Origin of the sequence: Caballeronia sp. LZ008, assembly GCF_031451435.1 — a bacterium.
Classification (GTDB): Bacteria; Pseudomonadota; Gammaproteobacteria; order Burkholderiales; family Burkholderiaceae; genus Caballeronia; species Caballeronia zhejiangensis.
This window is the reverse complement of sequence record NZ_JARUXK010000045.1, coordinates 46,172-64,242: the sequence shown is the minus strand read 5'-3', so window position 1 is coordinate 64,242 and position 18,071 is coordinate 46,172. Positions and strand designations below refer to the sequence as shown.

The window sequence follows — 18,071 nt, the reverse complement described above, 5'->3', positions numbered from 1 at the left end:
AGTACCGAACTCCGCACTGCGTTATCGGGAGGAGCGCAGGACTTGATCTACCAACTTCGCCAGATCCGCCATTACGGGTCGGCAGACGCCTGCCTGTCAACGCAATTCGCCTGTCGGGCGATGGTGTTCTATTCGCGATCCGCGCGCGAAGCGACATCGCCAAGCAGGGAAAAAAGTCTCCGCACGTCCAAGGGCTTGACAAAGTGATGATCGAACCCGGCGGCGATCGCCTTCTCTTTGTCCTGTTGCAAGCCGTATCCAGTTACTGCGATGAGAACTTTGCGCGCGGTCTCCGGGCGGCACCTGAGTTTGGACGCCAACTGATATCCGTCCATGTCGGGCAGGCCGATGTCGAGAAGGCATACGTCGGGATTCCACTGTTCGACTTCCTTCAGGGCTCCATTGCCGTTTGCCGCGACACGTACTTCATTTCCCAAGGTTTGCATCAGCATGGCAAGCGTCTCCGACGCGTCCGGGTTATCGTCAACGATCAACACCCGCAATCGGGATAACACAGGCAACTCGAGAGAATTGTCCGTCTTGTCATTTCGTTGGACATTCGAGGTTTCAGCCTGCTTCATGCATACAACAAACGTGCTGCCTTCGCCGGGACCTGCGCTGTACGCGGTGACGGTACCTCCATGGAGTTGGACCAGACTCTTGACGAGTGCGAGTCCTATCCCCAGTCCACCTTGAGAGCGATCGGAACTGCGTTCGCCTTGCGCGAACAAGTCGAAGGCGCGCGCGGCAATTTCCGGCGTCATCCCGATGCCGTTGTCAGCTACGACGGCTTTGACACAGTCGTCGTTCAAGCTCACGGTGAAGTCGATAACGCCTGCTTCCGGCGTGTACTTGGCTGCATTATTGAGCAGATTGACGAAGACTTGGGTCAGCCGCTTCTCGTCTGCCCGTACCAGCGCCGCCGTCGACGACGTACGCAGCGAAAGACGATGCCTTTTCCTCTCGATGATCGGTCTGACCTGCTCGATTGCGTCAGCCGCAACCCGATTTGCGTCGAGCACCTCGACGTTGAGGTTGATCAGTCCCTGCGTTACCCGTGACACATCGAGAAGGTCATCGATGAGTCCCGTCATGTGTTTTACTTGTCGCGAGATGATTTCGCACGACTTGCTGACCCGTCGCGCATCGTTAGGTGCGACCCTCATCAGTTCTGCCGCGCTTGCGATAGGCGAGAGCGGATTGCGGAGTTCATGTGACAACATGGCGAGGAATTCGTCCTTCCGTCTATCGGCGAGACGCAACTCCTCTTCGGCGTTGACGCGATCGGTGATGTCCAACTGTGGGACAACGGCGCCGACGATGGCGCCATGATCGTCCCTGATGGGGGCCCCCGTGCTCAGTAATGTCCGTCGATTGGGCGGGTCATCGAAGCTTTCGATGGAGACGATATCCCTGGCGGCGGCTTCACCGTTTAAAACGCGCGCCGTAGTCCACTCATGGGCGGTGAGTGGATGACCGTGTCTGTCTGAACGATCGGCCCAGCGTCCTTTCCACATCTCGAAGTCTTCGATGTTTTGTGGGCGCGGATGATTCTCGCCCCAAAACTGAGCAAACGATCGATTCACTCGTTCGATCGCACCGCCTTTGTCGCTGACGACAATGCCGATCGGCGCGGCTTCCAATACTGCGTCCAGGCGGCGGGTAGCGTCCAGTGCTTCGCGCGCGGCGCTTCTTGCGTTCCGCTCGCTGGCGACCAGACGTTGCTCATCTTCTCGCTGCTCGGTAATGTCAGAAAAGAGGACTCCCACCTGATGAGGCGTTGCAGCGTCAGGGCGGAATGCATAGATGTCGAACCAGCGTCCTAGCTGCGACGCCTCCCTCTGTGCGTGAATCGGGAGGCCATTCCTGGCGACCGCGCCATAGATATCGAAGAAGTGGCGGTCGTGGCCGGGAATCACTTTGGAAACGTTCTTTCCCACGACGTCCACCAAGCCCGTGTGCGCCTGGAATGCGGGATTCACCATGACGAACTTGTAGTCCATTGGCTCCGCGCCCTCATCGAACGATAGCTCGATGACGCAGAACGCCTGGTTGATCGCATCAAAGAGGCTTCGGAATCTCTGTTCGCTTGCGGCGAGCGCTTGCCGGGTCAAATGCGCATTCGTGACATCGGTCGTGGTATGGGAGACGCAGAGCAGCGTGCCCTCTGAATTGAAAATCGGCGTGTTGACAGCACTCCAAAAGCGTTCCTCGTAACGTGTCTTCCCGTCGTCGGTGGTCACCCAGAGCGGGAATCGCTGTAGCGGCAATGTCTGAGGTTCACCCGTCTCGATTGCACGAGCAATCGATTGGCGCAGCGCTTCGACTCCTGTGTCTTCCGGATCAGCTTCATTGTGCGGGAACACATCGAAAAGGCTCCGTCCGACCATCTCTTCTCTGCGAAGCGTCGAGGCCTTGAGGAACGCATCGTTGACCGCAAGGATGATTGCGTCCCGTGTGGGGGAGAGCAAGTAGCTCCCGACGGGCGCCGTGTCGAAAATTTCTGCGAAGATCTCAGGGGAGGCCATGGGGACGGAGGCGCGGCAGGAGACGCCTTGAATTCTCCGGAGGATGGAGAAGGCAGTTGCGCAACATCCGTGCCGCCATGCTTCAGGGTAAGCGATCAGACGACGGCGCTGGCGTGCGCTCACGCCGGCACACAGCGCGGTGCGGGGTGCCGCGAAAATATTACCGACACACGGCCGCTGAAGCGCGCCGACGCATGGAGTCCGACTCAAGCGGCCGGGTGCGGATGCCGATAAGAAAAGAACCCTCGAATTCATTAGAACATGCCGTACAGATGTCGATCTTCACCCAGCCGCCAAGTCTTTGTTCCGCTGATGCACCGCTGCACTTTGTCGCCGGACTGTTCATGGCCGCGTTCGTCGGCGCGTGCGTGACGCCCGCGTGTGCGGCTACCGCTCCGTCGCTCGCGCGCGCATCGCTCCAACTGGAGAACGAAGACCTGGCTTCGATGCCGCTCGAGTCGCTGATGAGCATGACCGTGAGTGGTGCGACGCGGGTCGCACAGTCCGCGGCGAGCGCGCCTGCCGCCGTCATCGTTCTGACCGCCCGTGACATACGCGACTACGGCTGGCGCACGCTGGCCGATGCGCTTGCAACCCTGCCCGGACTGTATATCACCTCCGATCGCATGTATTCGTATCTCGGCGCGCGCGGTTTCCAGCGCCCGGGTGATTACAACAGCCGCTTCCTGCTGCTCGTCGACGGAATGCGTTTGAACGACGGAGTCTATGATCAGGCGCCCGTCGGCTCCGACTTTCCGATCGACATGGAACTCGTCGAGCGTATCGAATACATACCCGGCCCCGGCTCGGCCGTGTATGGTTCCAATGCGTTGCTTGGCACCATCAACGTAATCACAAAGAAGGGCAGCGAGATCGGTGGCGTTCAACTCGCCGGCGCTGTCGGCAGCTTCGGTGAGAAGCAAGCCCGAGCGACGTATGGTTGGCATGGCGCGCACGGCGCGGACCTCGTGCTGTCCGCGACGGCCTACGAGCGCCACGGCCAAGACCTCTTTTTTCCCGAGTTCGATACGCCGGACAACAACAACGGCGTAGCAAGCGGACTCGATGGCGAGCGCAACCAGAAGTTGTTCGCGAAGTTCGGCATCGGCGGCTTGCGCATCAGCGCGGGCTACGGCAACCGCACGAAGGACGTTCCTGGCGCGCCTTACGACGCTATCTTCAACGCACCCTTCAGCGTAACGGACACGCATTCCTTCGTGGATGCCACGTACACGCATCATTTGCGCAACGACATTGCGATCGACTATGAGCTTTATTCGGGGCGTTACGACTACACGAGCCGTCAGCTCGTCTCGCCCGCGCCGGGCATCAGCAACGTCGATGGCGATCATGCCGTGTGGTACGGCGGCGATGTGCATGCGACCGTGCGCACGGTGCCGCGCAATCGCATCGTGGCCGGCGTCGATTACACGATAAACACGGCACGCGACCAGTGGAACTACAACGTTGGGCCGTATGAGCGCCTGCTCGACGACCATCGCGTCAGTCAGCGCGTCGGCGTGTATGTCGATGACGAAATCAAACTCGCCGAGCCGCTGACGCTCGACATCGGCGGCCGCTTCGATAGCGAGACGCGCATCGGCGGCAATTTCAGTCCCCGTATCGCGTTGATCTGGCGGCCGACCGCAAGCGATACGTTCAAGCTCGTCTACGGCACCGCATATCGCGCGCCGAATGCCTACGAGATGTATTACGCAATTCCCGGCGAAGGCGGGCAGCTTGCGAATCCCTGGTTGAAGTCGGAACGTATCGGCACGCAGGAGTTCGTCTACGAGCGTGCATTGGGCGGCACGGGACGCGTGACCCTCTCATTGTTCCGTTACTCGCTTCGGGACCTTATCACCGAGTCCATCGACCCGGATTCGGGTCTCTATGTGTTTCGCAACGTCGATCGCGCGCAGGCACGCGGCGCGGAACTCTCATGGCAGCAGCAGTTTGCCTCGGGCGTGCGCGCGCGGGCCAGTTACGCCTATCAGTTCTCGCGCGATTCCGTGTCGGGCGGCGCGCTTCAAAACTCGCCGCGCCACATGGCCAAGGTCAACGTGAGCGTCCCGCTGTTTGCCATGTCGGCGCGCGCAGGTTCGGAAGCGCAGTGTCTGTCGTCCCGGCTCGCACAAGCGGGTTCGGCGGGGGGCTACTGCGTCGTCAACGTGTCGCTCCACAGCCGGAAACTTATTGCGCCGGCAGATGTGTCGCTGTCGGTTTATAACGTCTTCGACCGCCGATATGCGGATCCGGCCGGCCCCGGCTTCGCTCAGAACGTCATCGTGCAGCAGAGCCGCACGCTGCTGGCGAAAATGGTCTACGGGTTCTGAAGATGTGGATCCGTCGAGGCATAGCGCTCTGTTTGTGCACGGCCGGTTCGCTCGCGGCATGGTGTGCGCACGCGCAGGTAGATCTGCCAAAGCTCGAGAGCGCCTACATCTTCAACTTCACGCAATTCACGCAATGGCCCGCTGAGCGCGCTCGCGGCGCCGAATTGCGCGTCTGTGCGAGCGAGCGTAGTTCGCTGCGCGACGCGCTGGCTGGACTCAATGGGCGGCTGGTGGGTGCGCGCGTGTGGCGTTTTATGACCGTGGGCGGCAAGGGAGCCGGCGAATGCGACGTGCTTGCCCTGGACGACGGCGACAGCACGAGCGCGGAGATGCGCGAGGCGTTGCGGTCGGACGATGCAGTGCTCGTCATCGCTGGCGCCGGCGCGACCGCACCTGGTGAGGCGGTCATCAAGCTGATCGCGGAGGACGAACATTTGCGCTTCGACATCAGCAACACCGAGGCCTTACGCCGAAAGCTGGTTCTTAGCTCGAAACTGCTGCGGCTTGCAAGGAGACTCAAATGACCATGCGGAGCAGCAGTCGGAGCGCCGAGCGTCTGACGGTGCACGCGAATCTCGTGAGCGTCGGCATTGCGCTGGTGGTCGCGAGTATCGTGCTTCTCGTGTACCAGGCGGTGGCATTCCGCAGCGCTCTCTATGACGATGCGTCGCTGCAAGCGTCCGTCATCGCAGAGAACGTCAGCGCATCGTTGATGTTCGATGACGAAGCGTCGATGACAGACGTCTTGCGATCGCTGCGCCGCGTTCCCTACGTCGAGAGTGTCAGCGTATATCGCGACGACAACCGGATCTTCACTCGCTACGCGCGCGCAGGAATTAGCGCGGAGCACATCGACGAGGGTACGCTCGCGTCGACGGAGCATCGCACGACACTCTCGCTCGGTGACGTCTACGTGCGCGCGACGATCGAGCATAAAGGCCACAAGCTGGGACATGTGGTGCTCGTAGCAACGAGCGACCTGGTGCGTCGACAACTCCTGCAATATGCGTGCTTTCTCGGCGTCGCGTGTCTGGGTGCGCTCTGGGTTTCGACACTCGTCATGCGCCGGATGCGGCGACGAGTGACGGAAGCGGAACGCGAGTTGGAGCACCTGGCGCGCACGGACCCGCTCACGAGCCTGTCGAACCGGCGTACGTTCTATGAAACGCTGGAGGCGCGGCTCGGGGCGGCAAAGGACCCGCATCGCCATCTTGGTCTCGTGCTGATCGATCTCGATGACTTCAAGACGGTGAACGACACGCTCGGTCACGGGGCCGGCGACGAACTGCTGCAGCATGTGGCGCGCGTGCTGACGAGTGCCGTGCGCGGTCGTGGGATCGTGAGCCGGATGGGCGGCGACGAATTCGCCGTAACGGTAGAGTGCTCCTGGAAACGGAGCGCGGTTGAGGAAGTCGCGAATGAAGTCGGACACGCACTCTGCCAGCCCGCGATAATCGACGGCGACGAGATCAGCGTGACGGCGAGCATCGGCTATGCGAGCTTTCCGGAGGCCGGGCACGACAGCGGAAGCCTTGTCGCCAGCGCGGACATCGCGTTATACGAAGCGAAAACGCGCGGCAAGAACATGGTCGTGGGATTCTCTCGTGAACTGATGAATGCAGCGCATCGCCGTGCGTATCTCGAAGCGGAATTGCGCAAGGCCGTCGACGGCGGTGCGCTCGATCTCGTCTATCAACCGCAGTTCGACTGCCGCAACGGTTCGCTCGTCGGTGCAGAAGCGCTGACGCGGTGGACGCATAGGGACGAAGGCGTCGTATCGCCGGCAGAGTTCATTCCGATCGCAGAGAACAGCGATCTGATCGTGCGGCTCGGGCGTTCGGTGCTGCAGCGCGCGTGCGTTGCAGCGGCGACGTGGTGCGCCGACCATCAGAACGTGAGCGTTCGCGTTGCGGTGAACGTGTCGGCGCGGCAGTTGCGGCATCCGGCCTTTGTCGACGACGTCCTCGCGGCGCTCGCGGCGAGCGGCCTCGCACCCGGGCTGCTCGAGCTCGAGCTTACCGAGAGCCACCTCATTGCCAACCGCGAGACGGCGCTCGACGTGATGAATCGTCTGCGCACTGCGGGTGTGCTGTTATCCATCGATGACTTCGGCACAGGGTATTCGTCGCTCTCGTATCTGCATGCCTTCCCTGTCAATACGATCAAGATCGACCGTTCATTCATCGAAAGGCTTCCAGAACATGGACAGCCCATCGTGACGGCGATCCTGTCGATGGCTCATAGCTTCGGGCTTGACGCGGTTGCCGAGGGGGTGGAAGACGCGAAACAGCTCGCGTGGCTGATGGAAGCGGGATGCGACGTCGTCCAGGGTTATTTCACCGGCACGCCCATGTCGATCGACAGATTTCGTGCCCTTCTACGAGAGCATGCATTGGCGCAACAGACAGGTACGTCCGGGATTATCGCCAATGATGAACACCCGCAATCGGCATAACACGGGCAGCTCAGGAGAATTGTCCGTCTTGTCGTTTCGTTGAGAGACCGGAAGAGGGTGCAAGCGGATCAATCACGTCGCAGTCGGCTCTCCGGACATACTGAAGACCATCGTGGGCGGGCCTAACGGAGCGACTTCTTCGCGGGTTGAAATTCCAAGAAGATCCAGTAACGCGATCAAGCGACAGCGATCGCGGGCGGACAGTCCCGGAAACACCAGAAGCTTTTCCGTCTGAGCAGCCCAGTATTCACGGCGGATCAATGTGGGTCGGCATATCAGGGTGTTGACGGACCGTTCAAGTTGCCGAATTTCATTTTCGAGGATCACCCCAGCCTCCTGCCATGTGCATGAACTGAAACCGCGTCCCCGAACGTACTACCGAGGTAGCGTCTGCATCGGAAAGCGGTACTTTTCTCATCGAATCAGTCATCTTTTTGCCAAGTCCGGCGCATCGATTCGGACCGGCTTCTGCAATCCCAATTCGGGCTATGCGACGCATCAAAGCGCCATGTACGGCTGCTCGAAACGCCTGGTCACGCAAACGTTGGCGCTCTTGCGTGCCGTTATGACCTGTTGCTTGCAGCGGATAACGGCAATTTGACGAGACGAGTTAATACGGGAAAACCAGTATTTCGCGGCATAGGCGATTCCTGCTCGCCGAGCCGAGGCCCGACGGTCCGGAAGTGATGGAAACGGCGCGTGGACCGCTGCGGCGCTAAGCCCGTGGTGAGCGCGCTTGCACGAGTCTGCGAAATTCTTCCGGTCGCATCGGCAGTTCTTGAGTGGAATCGGTGATACCGCAAAGGGGGCTGAGGGGCACTTGTGCGCCAGACGTCCTTGCCCACTCGGAGAATGTTGTTGAGACCGCAGACGCCGCGACAGTGGGATGTCGCCGAGGTTGTTGTCGCCGGTTCGTAAGCGCTGGACCGATGGTTGCCTTGGCGAAAGATCGAGAGGTTGTGCTAGACGGTCTTAGCTGGCCAACTCGAGCCGTTAATAGTCGGTGGAGGATCCGAGGGAATCGAATATCTTTCGAAGTGAGCGATTCCCTTGTTCGCCGGGTTTTTCGATGACCGCGTCATCGAAAGCCCCGACGCGGCGAATTTCAGCTGGCGACCGCCCTGCCGCTTATTACTTCGGGTGGCTCGCAATGAAATTCTTGACTGCCATGTACGAGGCCTTCTTCGTCTTGCCATCGCTTTGCAGCATGCCGTAGTTGCCTTCCTGGGAGTCGTACAACTCGAAACCTTGAATCGACTGGATGTTGTACTTCGACGCCTGGGTGTAGTACTGCTGCATCATCAGGTTACCGGTCAGGTAAGAAGCGATCGTGTCATTCGCGCCATATTCCGGACGCACGCCGAACTCGTTGATCCAGACGGGCCTGCCAAAGGAACTGATGATACCGAGAATGTCGTGACACCCCGTGCCCCCGCACGCATTCGTCATGTCGCCCTGGTCGGAGTACCAGTGCCATGCGGTGATGTCCCAGCTGACGGTCGGGTGACCGTGTGTTCCGTCGGGCTGTGAGCCGTCGAGAAGCATCTGAAAAAACGCAATGTGCTTCCATGTGCCATCGACGATAATCTTCGCGGAACTGTCGACCGACTTCACACCCGCGATCATGCCGCGGATCACGCCGCGCGCGATCGTGAACGGCCGATTGCTGTATTGCCACCAGATGTTGCCGTCGTAGTTTCCGGCCAGCGCGGCAGAATCCAATTCGTTGGCGACTTCGTAGTACGTGTACTTATAAGTCTGTGCCGTTTGCTGACCCATTACGAAGCCCGCATTGTAAGCCGCTTCCTCGCTGTCAAAACCCAGCCCGAGCAGCATCACCGGATACACCTGAACCCCTCCTGCCGCAAACTGTTTGGCAACGGTAGCGAGCACTTTGGCGGATGCCAAGTTGTACACGTCGTTGCGGAAAATCTTCACGCCAAGGTCTTGGAGCTGCGAGAGCTGTGTCGCGTAGGGCGTGTTGTCATAGGCGCCGCCGTTGGTAATGTGACCGTTCATGCCGTAAAAGATTGAAGCCGTGGTGGCCGCCTTTGCGGTCGCCTCCGGCATATCGGTGGCTTTCGCCGTGGCGGCCTCGACGGCGCCTTCGCCGCCGCATGCCGCGAGCATCAGACTCGTGGCGACGGCAACGACGGCCGCCGAGATATTGACGAGGCGGAAACGGTCACGCAAGCAATGGCCAGGTTTTCTGTGGTTTGTCATGGTAGTTAGCAATACGAATTGATGTGTTCCGAAGCCGTGGGCGTGCGGACTGATGACGCCTATTTCTCTAAGTCGGTAGTCAGACCGCGATGGAATGCAGGCTTCGGACTGAAACGCCCGGTTGCTGCAGTTCGTTCGTTACGCTGTATGGACCGGAGCGTTAGGGGATTAATGAGGACGACTTGCACGGCAAGGGAGCCGGGTTCGCAAATCGGCCGCAATGTCGCTCCGCGATGTTGCTACCCCGTCGACCTTTGAGGACGCATAAGGGCTAGCCAAAATTACCGAATGGATGAGCCTTATAAACAGTTTTACGGCAAGCTTTGTGCGTTCTTTAAGGTTATTCGGAACGGGATACCGAAACGCAGTCGCTTTGAATTGCGTAATAGGTAATAATTGCGTATGCGCCGGGAAATCTATTGCACATTCCGCGGATCGACGCCAGCCCGGCAATGACTCAGCCGACGGTCGCGGAAGCAGCGCGGGAAGCGGAGCACTACACGTCAGATCTGAATGTGACTAGTCGGCCGGGCCTGGCCTGCAAATAAGGCGGCGCCACCGTCGAGTATCAAGTAAGCGATCCTAATAAATAAAGTGGCGCCGGCTTTCGTGACTTCCTGGGTCCGGCGCGATAGAGCTTTCGCCGCTGTATTCTTGACGTCGACCGATGCTTCTTGAATTGGACGCATTGCGAATCTACTCTTCTTAACTGAAGGTGAGCCGCGCGCCATACGCGGCGCTGTCATTCGCAGGAGATACGCATGCGTCGCTTGCTCGACATTGTGGTCTCTCTTCTTTTGAGCGTCACGCCGCTTTATTCAGGTGCCGGTGGCGACAAGGATGGGGCCTAAAGGCGCGCGGCTGTTCTTCATCCGTTCCGATCGCTACGATGCGGCCTCGCAATGTGTTAGTGGCTCCGCGCGCGACGATGCAATTAGCGCACAGTGCGCCGTTGTTTCCACCGTTCTTGGCGATCGGTGGCCGCACACGACCGGGAGGACCGCTTTGCGCGGTCATCCGTCATCGATAGATTCGTCGTTGGATAGTGTCCTTCGTCCGGTTTGACGCTTAAGGCTGTTTCGAGGGCGTCAGAAGCGATGCTTCAAGCCGACGGCCGCTTCGAGCTGATTCGTCGTGGAAGCCGGGGCGGTCACGCCGTTAATCCATGCCACGCCCAAGGGCGAAGTGCCGCTCGGGCTCGACCGTTGCCACGCGCCCTGAATGTAGACATCGGTGCGCCGAGAGAAGCGGTAATCGGCCATCGCGCTTACCTGATTCCAATGTGGAACGCCGCCGCCGCCATTTCCGCCTGCGCGCGAATAGGTGTACGCGCCCGAAAGTTCGACCGCCGGCGTCAGCGCATACCGAATGTTTCCTTCGAAGTTCTGGAAAGTTCCGCTCAGCCCAGTCTGAAAGAATTGGGAGAGCTTGGTGTGCGAGTACACGAAGCCGGCCACAGCCGGACCGAAGGTGTAGTTCACGCCGGCGCCGAAGGTCTTCTGACTGCTGGCCAGCACGCCCAAAGGCACACCCGTCGGCGTCAGCGCGCCTTGCAGGGACGCGCCGGTTGTATCGGTGACTGCGCCGTTCGTATTCAACTGTGCCGGCGTGCGCGCAGAACTGCTGAGCGCGAGATAACCCGCACCGAAGTTCCACGCGCCCGCGACGTATGAGATGCCGAAGCTATACGCACGATTGTTCGCGAATCCGCCCGCCTGATTGGAGAAGCCGTACAGCCCACCGAACCGAAAGCCTGCGATGTTCGGGCTCAGGTACTTGACCGCGTTGTTGATCTGAAACGAGTCGTTCAGATTGTCGTTGTCTAGAGGATGCGCAAAGTGCGTGCCCCCGAACTCGGTACCCGTCAATGAAAGCGGCGCGACAAAATCGACCATGCTGTCGGTCTGGCGGCCCAGCGTGAGCGCGCCGTAATCGCGGCTCGACAAGCCGACATACGCCAGGCGATTGAAGAGGCGCATGTTTGCCGAGTACTGCCCGGTATTCAAATTGAAGCCGCTTTCCAGTGTGAAGATTGCCTTCACGCCCCCGCCGAGGTCCTCGGCCCCGCGCAAACCCCAGCGGCTGTACTGGACCGCGCCGCTCGTCATTTCCCAGTTGCTGTGCCCGCCGCCCGTCCCGCTGATCTGGCTGTTCGTATAGGTCAAACCCGCATCGATTAGCCCGTAGAGCGTGACGCTGCTTTGCGCATGCGCTGCCCCGCCGAGTGTGAGGATCGTCGTCGCACCTATCTTAAGCATCTTGTTCATGTGCCTGCTCCAGCAGCCAAGACCGGGAGATACATTCTCTGAGAACGCTTTCTACACGGAGCTAGATGTCTTACGGGTGCTTAGCCTTGCGAGTCATCGATACGAAAAGGCGCGATGTGCTCTACCTGACTTTATGCGATCGCGGTCAGATCTGCCAACTCAAAAGCTACGCAGACACAGATGTCGGGACATCCGTGCTGGAACAACAGGCACGCAGCTAACTAACGCCCGTGACCAACGGACTGACTACTGCGCAGATGGGCAATCCGACGAGCTTCGTACGATCGGGACCGTCATTCCGTAACGTCACGACATGGTGGGCGTCGGCCTGCGTCGTCGTGGTCCGACTTCACTTCGATGTACTTTCCGAAGACGGGTGTTCGGCCTGCTCAGCCGGAATCACACGACCGCTTACCGAGGTCGCGTCGGCTCTGTGCTGCGTTCGACTCTCGTCGCGTGGAGCGGTTGCGAGAACCCCTCCAACAGCGATCGCGCCGATGATGGCGATGCTCGACGCGAGCAACATCTGCCGGCTGACGCTTTGTGACGAGGACGTCAGAGATTCTCCTGTCGCTTCATCCGGAGGCGGATTCGGCGGCAAATGTGTCTGGCAGCGTTTGCATAGAGAGGCCATAGCGCTTGCTTCGGCGCCGCATGTATCGCATATTTTGTAGCGCATTCAGTTATCTTCTCGAGTTTCTACTTCGCGCGCAGCGGTGGCGTCCGGAGCTAAAGAGGCGAAAGCGATCTCGCCATATCGGCAGTGGAAGCGCAAGACTTGAGACGCCCGATGCCTGAGGGTGTGATTTGCCCGAATGAGGAAGTACAAGCGACGGCAAAACCAAGGCGATGCGCTAGCCCGTTGCTTTGCGCGGCACACTCGTCAAAAGACGTCGAAAGCACCGTAAAGTAAACCGAATGCTATCCGTAAACAGTATGAAAGCAGTGGATTTCTCATCCTGGGAAACCCGCTCGCATCTGTCTACGGAGAATCACAACCATGAAGGTCGTCACCAAACTGGGTCTGGGCTTCGGCATCGTGCTGTCAACGTTGTTCGCCGTGCTCGTCTTCGGTCTCGTGAGCATGTCGCAAATCCAGGCGCGCTTCGATGAAGTCGTCGAAGTCAACAATGCGGAGGCGAAGCTCGCGCACGTGCTGAGCCTGTCGGTGAGCGACCGGATGATTGCACTGCGCAACATCGCGCTCCTGACCGATGCGGCCGCGGTCGAGACGGAGAAAGCGCGCATCCGTACGCAGGCGCAAGGCTACGCGCAGGCTTACGACGCACTCGGCACGCGCTTCAAGGAAAGCGATCAGACCTCCGCAAGCGAACGCGCGGTATTCGAGAAGCTTCGCGCGAACGAAGCCGCCGCCGCGCCGATCGTCGAAAAGGCGATCTCGCTTGCCGAAGCGCGCGAGCAACAGGCGGCAATTCGCGTGCTGATCGACGAGTTGCGGCCTGTGCAACGGGACTGGATGAGTACCACGAAGGACATGATCGCGCTCCAGGATGAACAGAACGATATCGCCAACCGCGACGCCGACGCCGCCTACGCCCGCGCCAAAGCGATCATGCTCGCGCTCGGCGTAGCAGCCTTGCTTGCCGGCATCGTAGCCGCGCTTGTCATCACGCGCGGTCTTACACGCGCGCTCGGCGGCGAACCGGGCGAAGCGATGGCGCTTGCGGCACGCATCGCTCAAGGCAATCTACGCGATGCGATCCCGCTCGAAGGCCGCAGCCCCGACAGCCTGATGGTCTCGCTCGAGACGATGCGCGCGCGTCTGAACACGATCGTGGTTGGCATTCAATCATCGAGCATGGCGATTGCCGAAGCGGCCAGCGAAATCGCGCAGGGCACTGTCGATCTGTCGAAACGCACGGAGTCTCAGGCGGCATCGCTCGAAGAAACGGCGGCGAGCATGGAAGAACTCGCGAGCACGGTCGCGAAGAATGCCGACAACGCCGCCGAGGGCACGCACGCCGCGACGAAAGCATGCGGCGACGCGACTCAGGGCGGCGACACGGTCAACGACGTGGTCGCGACCATGCGCAGCATCGCGCAGGCTTCGTCGCAGATGGCCGACATCATCGGCGTGATCGAAGGCATCGCGTTTCAGACCAACATCCTCGCGCTCAATGCGGCCGTCGAGGCCGCGCGGGCAGGCGATCAGGGCCGCGGGTTCGCGGTCGTCGCCGGCGAAGTGCGCGCACTGGCGCAACGCAGCGCCGTGGCCGCCAAGGAGATCAAGACGCTCATCGATGCTTCGAACGCGCGCGTGTCGAACGGCTCGGCGCTCGTCGAGCATGCCGGCGGCACGATCGAAGGCCTGGTCGCGTCAGTGAATCGCGTGACGGCCATCATGAGCGAAGTGGCGGCGGCATCTGGCGAGCAGCGCATGGGCATCGATCAGGTGAATGTGGCCGTCGCGCAGATGGACGAGGTCACGCAGCAGAACGCGGCACTCGTCGAAGAGGCGTCCGCCGCCGCTCAATCGCTCGCCGAGCAGGCCGAAGCGTTGCGTCGGGCGGTCGCGGTGTTTCAAGTGGAGTGAGCCGCGCGGTCCTGGATCGCCGCGCAGCGCCTGCACGATGAAGTTCGACGCGACGCGACGCGACGCGTCCGTCCTGAGGGTCCATGCGCGGACCGTAGGTGTTGAAGATGCGCGCGACGCGCACATCGGTGCCGTACATGCGGCGATAGGCGAAGCACAGCGTCTTCGCGGCGCGCTTGCCTTCCACTGGTTGCGCAACCCTAAGTTTTTGCGGAAGGAATTACGCGCCAAACGTTTGCTTGGTCGGCGCTGACTTTGCCGGCGTCGCTGTCGAACGCCGTAGGTGGGGACGTCTTGTTCGAGCGAACGGCGACTTTATTCGGCCACTGCCGAGCCGCTGCGTCCCGCGAAGAGGCCTTCTTTCAGTGCTTCGGAAGAGACGTCGATGAGGCGCCCGTTCGCAACCTGAACGAGACGATCGGCGCATTCGAAATAGGCATCGTCGTGAGAAATGACGATGACCGTCTTGCCCTTGCGCTTGAGCTCGGGAATCAGCTGCGTATAGAACACGCGCCTGAATACGGGATCCTGGTCGGCGGCCCATTCGTCGAAGAGATAGATCGGGCGGTCTTCCAGATACGACGCTATGAGCGCCATGCGCTTGCGTTGTCCGGAAGAGAGATTGACCGTGCTGAACCGGTTGCCCTTCATGCTGACCTTGTGGTCGAGTTCGAGCTTGTGAAGATACTGTGCCGCCTGCTTCGCGATTTGCGACTGGTCTTCACACAGCACTTCATCGAACAGATGAAAGTCGGCGAACACGGCCGAGAAGCGCTCGCGATAATGCGCAAGGTTGTCTCTCTCGACTTTTACACCGTTCAGTTCTACGTGCCCTTGCTCGGGCTCGTACAGTCCGAGCAGCAGCATCGCGAGCGTGGTCTTGCCGCTGCCGTTTCCGCCGATCAGATAAACGACTTCGCCCTGACGAATCGACAGATCGATCGGTCCGAGTGTGAACGGATGATCTTCCGTCAGCCCCGGATAGCGATGCGATACCGCGGAAAACCGGATCAGCGGCACGCCTTCGACTGCGGCCCCGAAGGGATCGTCTGCGGACCCATGACCGTCATCGTCCGCTTGCTGCGTGAGCTCGGCATCGAGAATGCGGATGCGCTGGAGCGCAATCGACGCCTGACGAAGAATCGGCAAGATCGTCATGACTTCGCTGACCGGATGGATCAGGAAAAGAAGCAGGAGGGTGAGCGTCACGAGCACGCCGTGGGATTGTGGAAACCAGTGCGGCACGACGAGCAGGATCAGGCCGATCGCCACATAGAAGAGCATGCCACCGGCGTTGGCGACGAGCGAATAGATGAGCATCGCGCGGGTGAACGATCGGCGGAATGCGTGTGCGGTCGAATGGACGACGTGTTCGGTGAAGTATCGGGCTCGCGCGTCGTTGAGTTGCAATTCCCGCGTGCCTTCAAGCAAGGAACGAAAGTGCCGGAAGATGACATCGAGCTGATCTCGCACCGCTTGCATTTCGCGCAAGGGCCAGCGTTCGATACCGTGATAGATCGCCCCCCCGACGACGAGAAAGACGAAAAAGCACGCGAAGGCCTGCCACGAAAGCCAGGCCATATACACGAGGCATACGACAATGAGCACGACGTTGCCGAACGCGAGCGGCAGCATTTGCGATGCCTGCGCGAACGTGTTGATGTCCGTGGTAAGAATGGCGAGCAGGCGCGGCTTCCCGAGCGATTGCAGCTTCTTGTAGGGCGTGCGCAGGATCTTGCGGCATAGCTCGATTCGAAGACTGCAGATCACCTGCTGACCGAAATCGAGCACGATGATCTGCGAACTCGTTCTGAACAGCAATTGCGCCGCGCACACCGCGAAGAAAACGATCACCAGTCCGCGCGTTTCGATCTGGCCGGCGGCGACCTGGCCGATGAGACGCGCGATCTCCGCGCTGCACAGCGCCCCGGCGAACCCGGCGATGACTGCAATGACCAGTCGCGGCATCGACTGTCGGCGAAGCTGCGCGGGAATGATCGAGAACATCACTGACCTCCGCTCACGGCATCCGGCAGCGAAGCAAGGAAGGCGTCGATCGTACGATTGAATTCGTCGGGGTTATCGGTCATCACCGCATGGCCGGCGCGGGATATCGTGGCGAGTTGCCCTTCACATAGCGCGTGATGCGCCATGCGTTGCGCAACCTGCGGCTTTAGCACCGCTGACCCGACGCCTCTCACGACGAGCGTCGGGCAGCGCACGGACGCCAGCATCTGCCACAGTTGTTCCGCCTGCGGCTCCCTCTTTTGCGGCGACTCATCGGCGACGCGCCGGTCCAGCTTCGGCTCGAACACTCCGGCCGGCGTGCGGCGCAACGCATGCAGCGCGAGATTGCGAAGCGCACGGCCGTTGGCCAGCGGACGCCGTTCGAGCAACCACGAGACATATCCGTCGACCGTGTCGAATGTAGCCGGCGTCTCGCGTATGTCGGCACGAACGCGTTGTGAACCCGATGCATCGGATTCCGGTCCGAAGTCCACCATGACCAGTCCGGAAACATGGTGTCCGAGCAGTGCGTTCAATTGCAGTGCGACACTGCCGCCGAGCGAATGACCGATAAGAACGGGCTTTCTTATGTTCATTGCAAGCAGAACCTGCAATACATCGCCCGCGAGGGTTGGCGAATCGTAAGCGCGCTCCGGGTCCCAGCTCGAATCTCCGTGGCCCCTCAGATCGATCGACACGAAACGATGTTCGGCCGACGCTGCGTCGGTCAATGTTCGCCATACGCCGCTGCACTCGCCGCGGCCGTGCAGCAAGACGCAGGGCGTGCCGATACTTCCGGACTCTTCGACGGAAATATCAAAACGGCCGTCGCGAACCTTGATGCTGCGACGCTGCATGAATAAGGGACGTTTCATCGTGAGCACCTGTCAGGAATGACGCTTAGTGTGTCTTTCGAAAGTTAGCGTGGGATGAGGACGCGGATCGGTTCGAATCACGGTCATGGGCTAACTGCGAACTAACTCTCGACGCATACCCTGACGCACATCCAAACCTACCGGTGGAGTGCTCATGAAAAGCGCCGAACATGTTTATGAAGCGCAGGATTCGCTGCTCGTCGAGTTTGCGGACACCGAGACGACCGACGTATCGCCGGAAGCACTCGCAGCGATGGTCGCCGAGGCAATGCGCGTGAAGCGATGCGTCGTTTCGATACCCGTCGACGATCGCGTTGTCGAGTTGTGCGCGGCCCGCACGGAGGCATTCGGCGAAGTGCATATCGGAGAGAAGACGGCCATCGTCGAATACTCGGACGCGCGCGACAAGATGTTCGCCGTCCTCGCGCTGAACGGAAAGACGATAGGCGTCGTGCAAGTATCGGGACCGCGGCTCGGACGGCAATTCGATGAACATGATCTGAAGCTGCTTCGCATTCTCGGCACGTTCGTCACGCGATCCGTCGAGGCGGACCGGCTTGAGAAGCTCGTCGCCTCGCCGTTCGCTCAGGCAACGATCAAGCGATCCTCGGATCAGACGATCGGCGACATCGTCGCGCAATCCGTACAGAACCCGAGCCAGCTCTCGAAGATGCTTGCACGATCGTTCTATCGGGAGATGACGCGCGCGGGATTCGACTTCGGTCAGATCATCGGCGCAGCCACCGAAATCATTTCGGAACTCGCCAGCAACGTGCGCAAGCATACCGATCGCAAGCAGCGGCGCGCAGGTTGAGCGATCGTCATA

The 18,071-nt window shown here is 60.3% G+C and carries 12 protein-coding genes; 5 read left to right on the top strand and 7 right to left on the bottom strand.

The window, feature by feature from the left end; genetic code table 11:
• Positions 1-128: 128 nt before the first annotated feature.
• Positions 129-2,528 (bottom strand): ATP-binding protein, encoded by a 2,400-nt coding sequence (locus QCE49_RS33820; protein ID WP_309806869.1) that lies wholly within the window; start codon positions 2,526-2,528, stop codon positions 129-131.
• Between the two features lie 344 nt (positions 2,529-2,872).
• Here QCE49_RS33820 and QCE49_RS33815 point away from each other — a divergent pair, with 344 nt between their 5' ends.
• The 3 genes from QCE49_RS33815 to QCE49_RS33805 are packed head-to-tail and all read left to right on the top strand — an operon-like array spanning position 2,873 to position 7,319.
• Positions 2,873-4,864, top strand: a complete 1,992-nt coding sequence (locus QCE49_RS33815; protein ID WP_250457637.1) for a TonB-dependent siderophore receptor — start codon at positions 2,873-2,875, stop codon at positions 4,862-4,864.
• A 2-nt stretch (positions 4,865-4,866) separates the two neighbouring features.
• On the top strand, positions 4,867-5,388 hold the full coding sequence (locus QCE49_RS33810) for a YfiR family protein (RefSeq protein ID WP_250457634.1): 522 nt from the start codon (positions 4,867-4,869) through the stop codon (positions 5,386-5,388).
• On the top strand, positions 5,385-7,319 hold the full coding sequence (locus tag QCE49_RS33805) for a bifunctional diguanylate cyclase/phosphodiesterase (protein ID WP_008345467.1): 1,935 nt from the start codon (positions 5,385-5,387) through the stop codon (positions 7,317-7,319). The genes QCE49_RS33810 and QCE49_RS33805 overlap by 4 nt, the downstream gene beginning before the upstream one ends.
• 72 nt (positions 7,320-7,391) lie before the next feature.
• Here the strand turns inward: QCE49_RS33805 and QCE49_RS33800 are convergent, their stop codons facing one another.
• The 3 genes from QCE49_RS33800 to QCE49_RS33790 form a co-directional block, all read right to left on the bottom strand.
• On the bottom strand, positions 7,392-7,646 hold the full coding sequence (locus QCE49_RS33800) for a hypothetical protein (RefSeq protein WP_309780528.1): 255 nt from the start codon (positions 7,644-7,646) through the stop codon (positions 7,392-7,394).
• Between the two features lie 804 nt (positions 7,647-8,450).
• On the bottom strand, positions 8,451-9,512 hold the full coding sequence (locus QCE49_RS33795) for a lipopolysaccharide biosynthesis protein (RefSeq protein ID WP_250457632.1): 1,062 nt from the start codon (positions 9,510-9,512) through the stop codon (positions 8,451-8,453).
• Positions 9,513-10,630: 1,118 nt separating this feature from the next.
• A complete protein-coding gene (locus tag QCE49_RS33790) occupies positions 10,631-11,809 on the bottom strand; it encodes a porin (RefSeq protein WP_250457630.1) in 1,179 nt (392 codons plus the stop codon).
• Between the two features lie 1,000 nt (positions 11,810-12,809).
• Here QCE49_RS33790 and QCE49_RS33785 point away from each other — a divergent pair.
• Positions 12,810-14,363 (top strand): methyl-accepting chemotaxis protein, encoded by a 1,554-nt coding sequence (locus tag QCE49_RS33785; RefSeq protein WP_250457629.1) that lies wholly within the window; start codon positions 12,810-12,812, stop codon positions 14,361-14,363.
• On the opposite strand, the gene QCE49_RS34690 is transcribed toward QCE49_RS33785, so the two are convergent.
• The 3 genes from QCE49_RS34690 to QCE49_RS33770 form a co-directional block, all read right to left on the bottom strand.
• Positions 14,254-14,502: a hypothetical protein gene (locus QCE49_RS34690; RefSeq protein WP_409017641.1), complete on the bottom strand. Its 249-nt coding sequence runs from the start codon at positions 14,500-14,502 to the stop codon at positions 14,254-14,256. The two genes, QCE49_RS33785 and QCE49_RS34690, sit on opposite strands and share 110 nt — an antisense overlap.
• Before the next feature lie 176 nt (positions 14,503-14,678).
• Positions 14,679-16,370 (bottom strand): cyclic peptide export ABC transporter, encoded by a 1,692-nt coding sequence (locus QCE49_RS33775; RefSeq protein ID WP_250457628.1) that lies wholly within the window; start codon positions 16,368-16,370, stop codon positions 14,679-14,681.
• A complete protein-coding gene (locus QCE49_RS33770) occupies positions 16,370-17,245 on the bottom strand; it encodes an alpha/beta fold hydrolase (protein ID WP_235366135.1) in 876 nt (291 codons plus the stop codon). The genes QCE49_RS33775 and QCE49_RS33770 overlap by 1 nt, the downstream gene beginning before the upstream one ends.
• Before the next feature lie 154 nt (positions 17,246-17,399).
• Between QCE49_RS33770 and QCE49_RS33765 the strand changes: the two genes are divergently transcribed.
• On the top strand, positions 17,400-18,059 hold the full coding sequence (locus QCE49_RS33765; protein ID WP_250442089.1) for a hypothetical protein: 660 nt from the start codon (positions 17,400-17,402) through the stop codon (positions 18,057-18,059).
• Positions 18,060-18,071 lie beyond the last annotated feature (12 nt).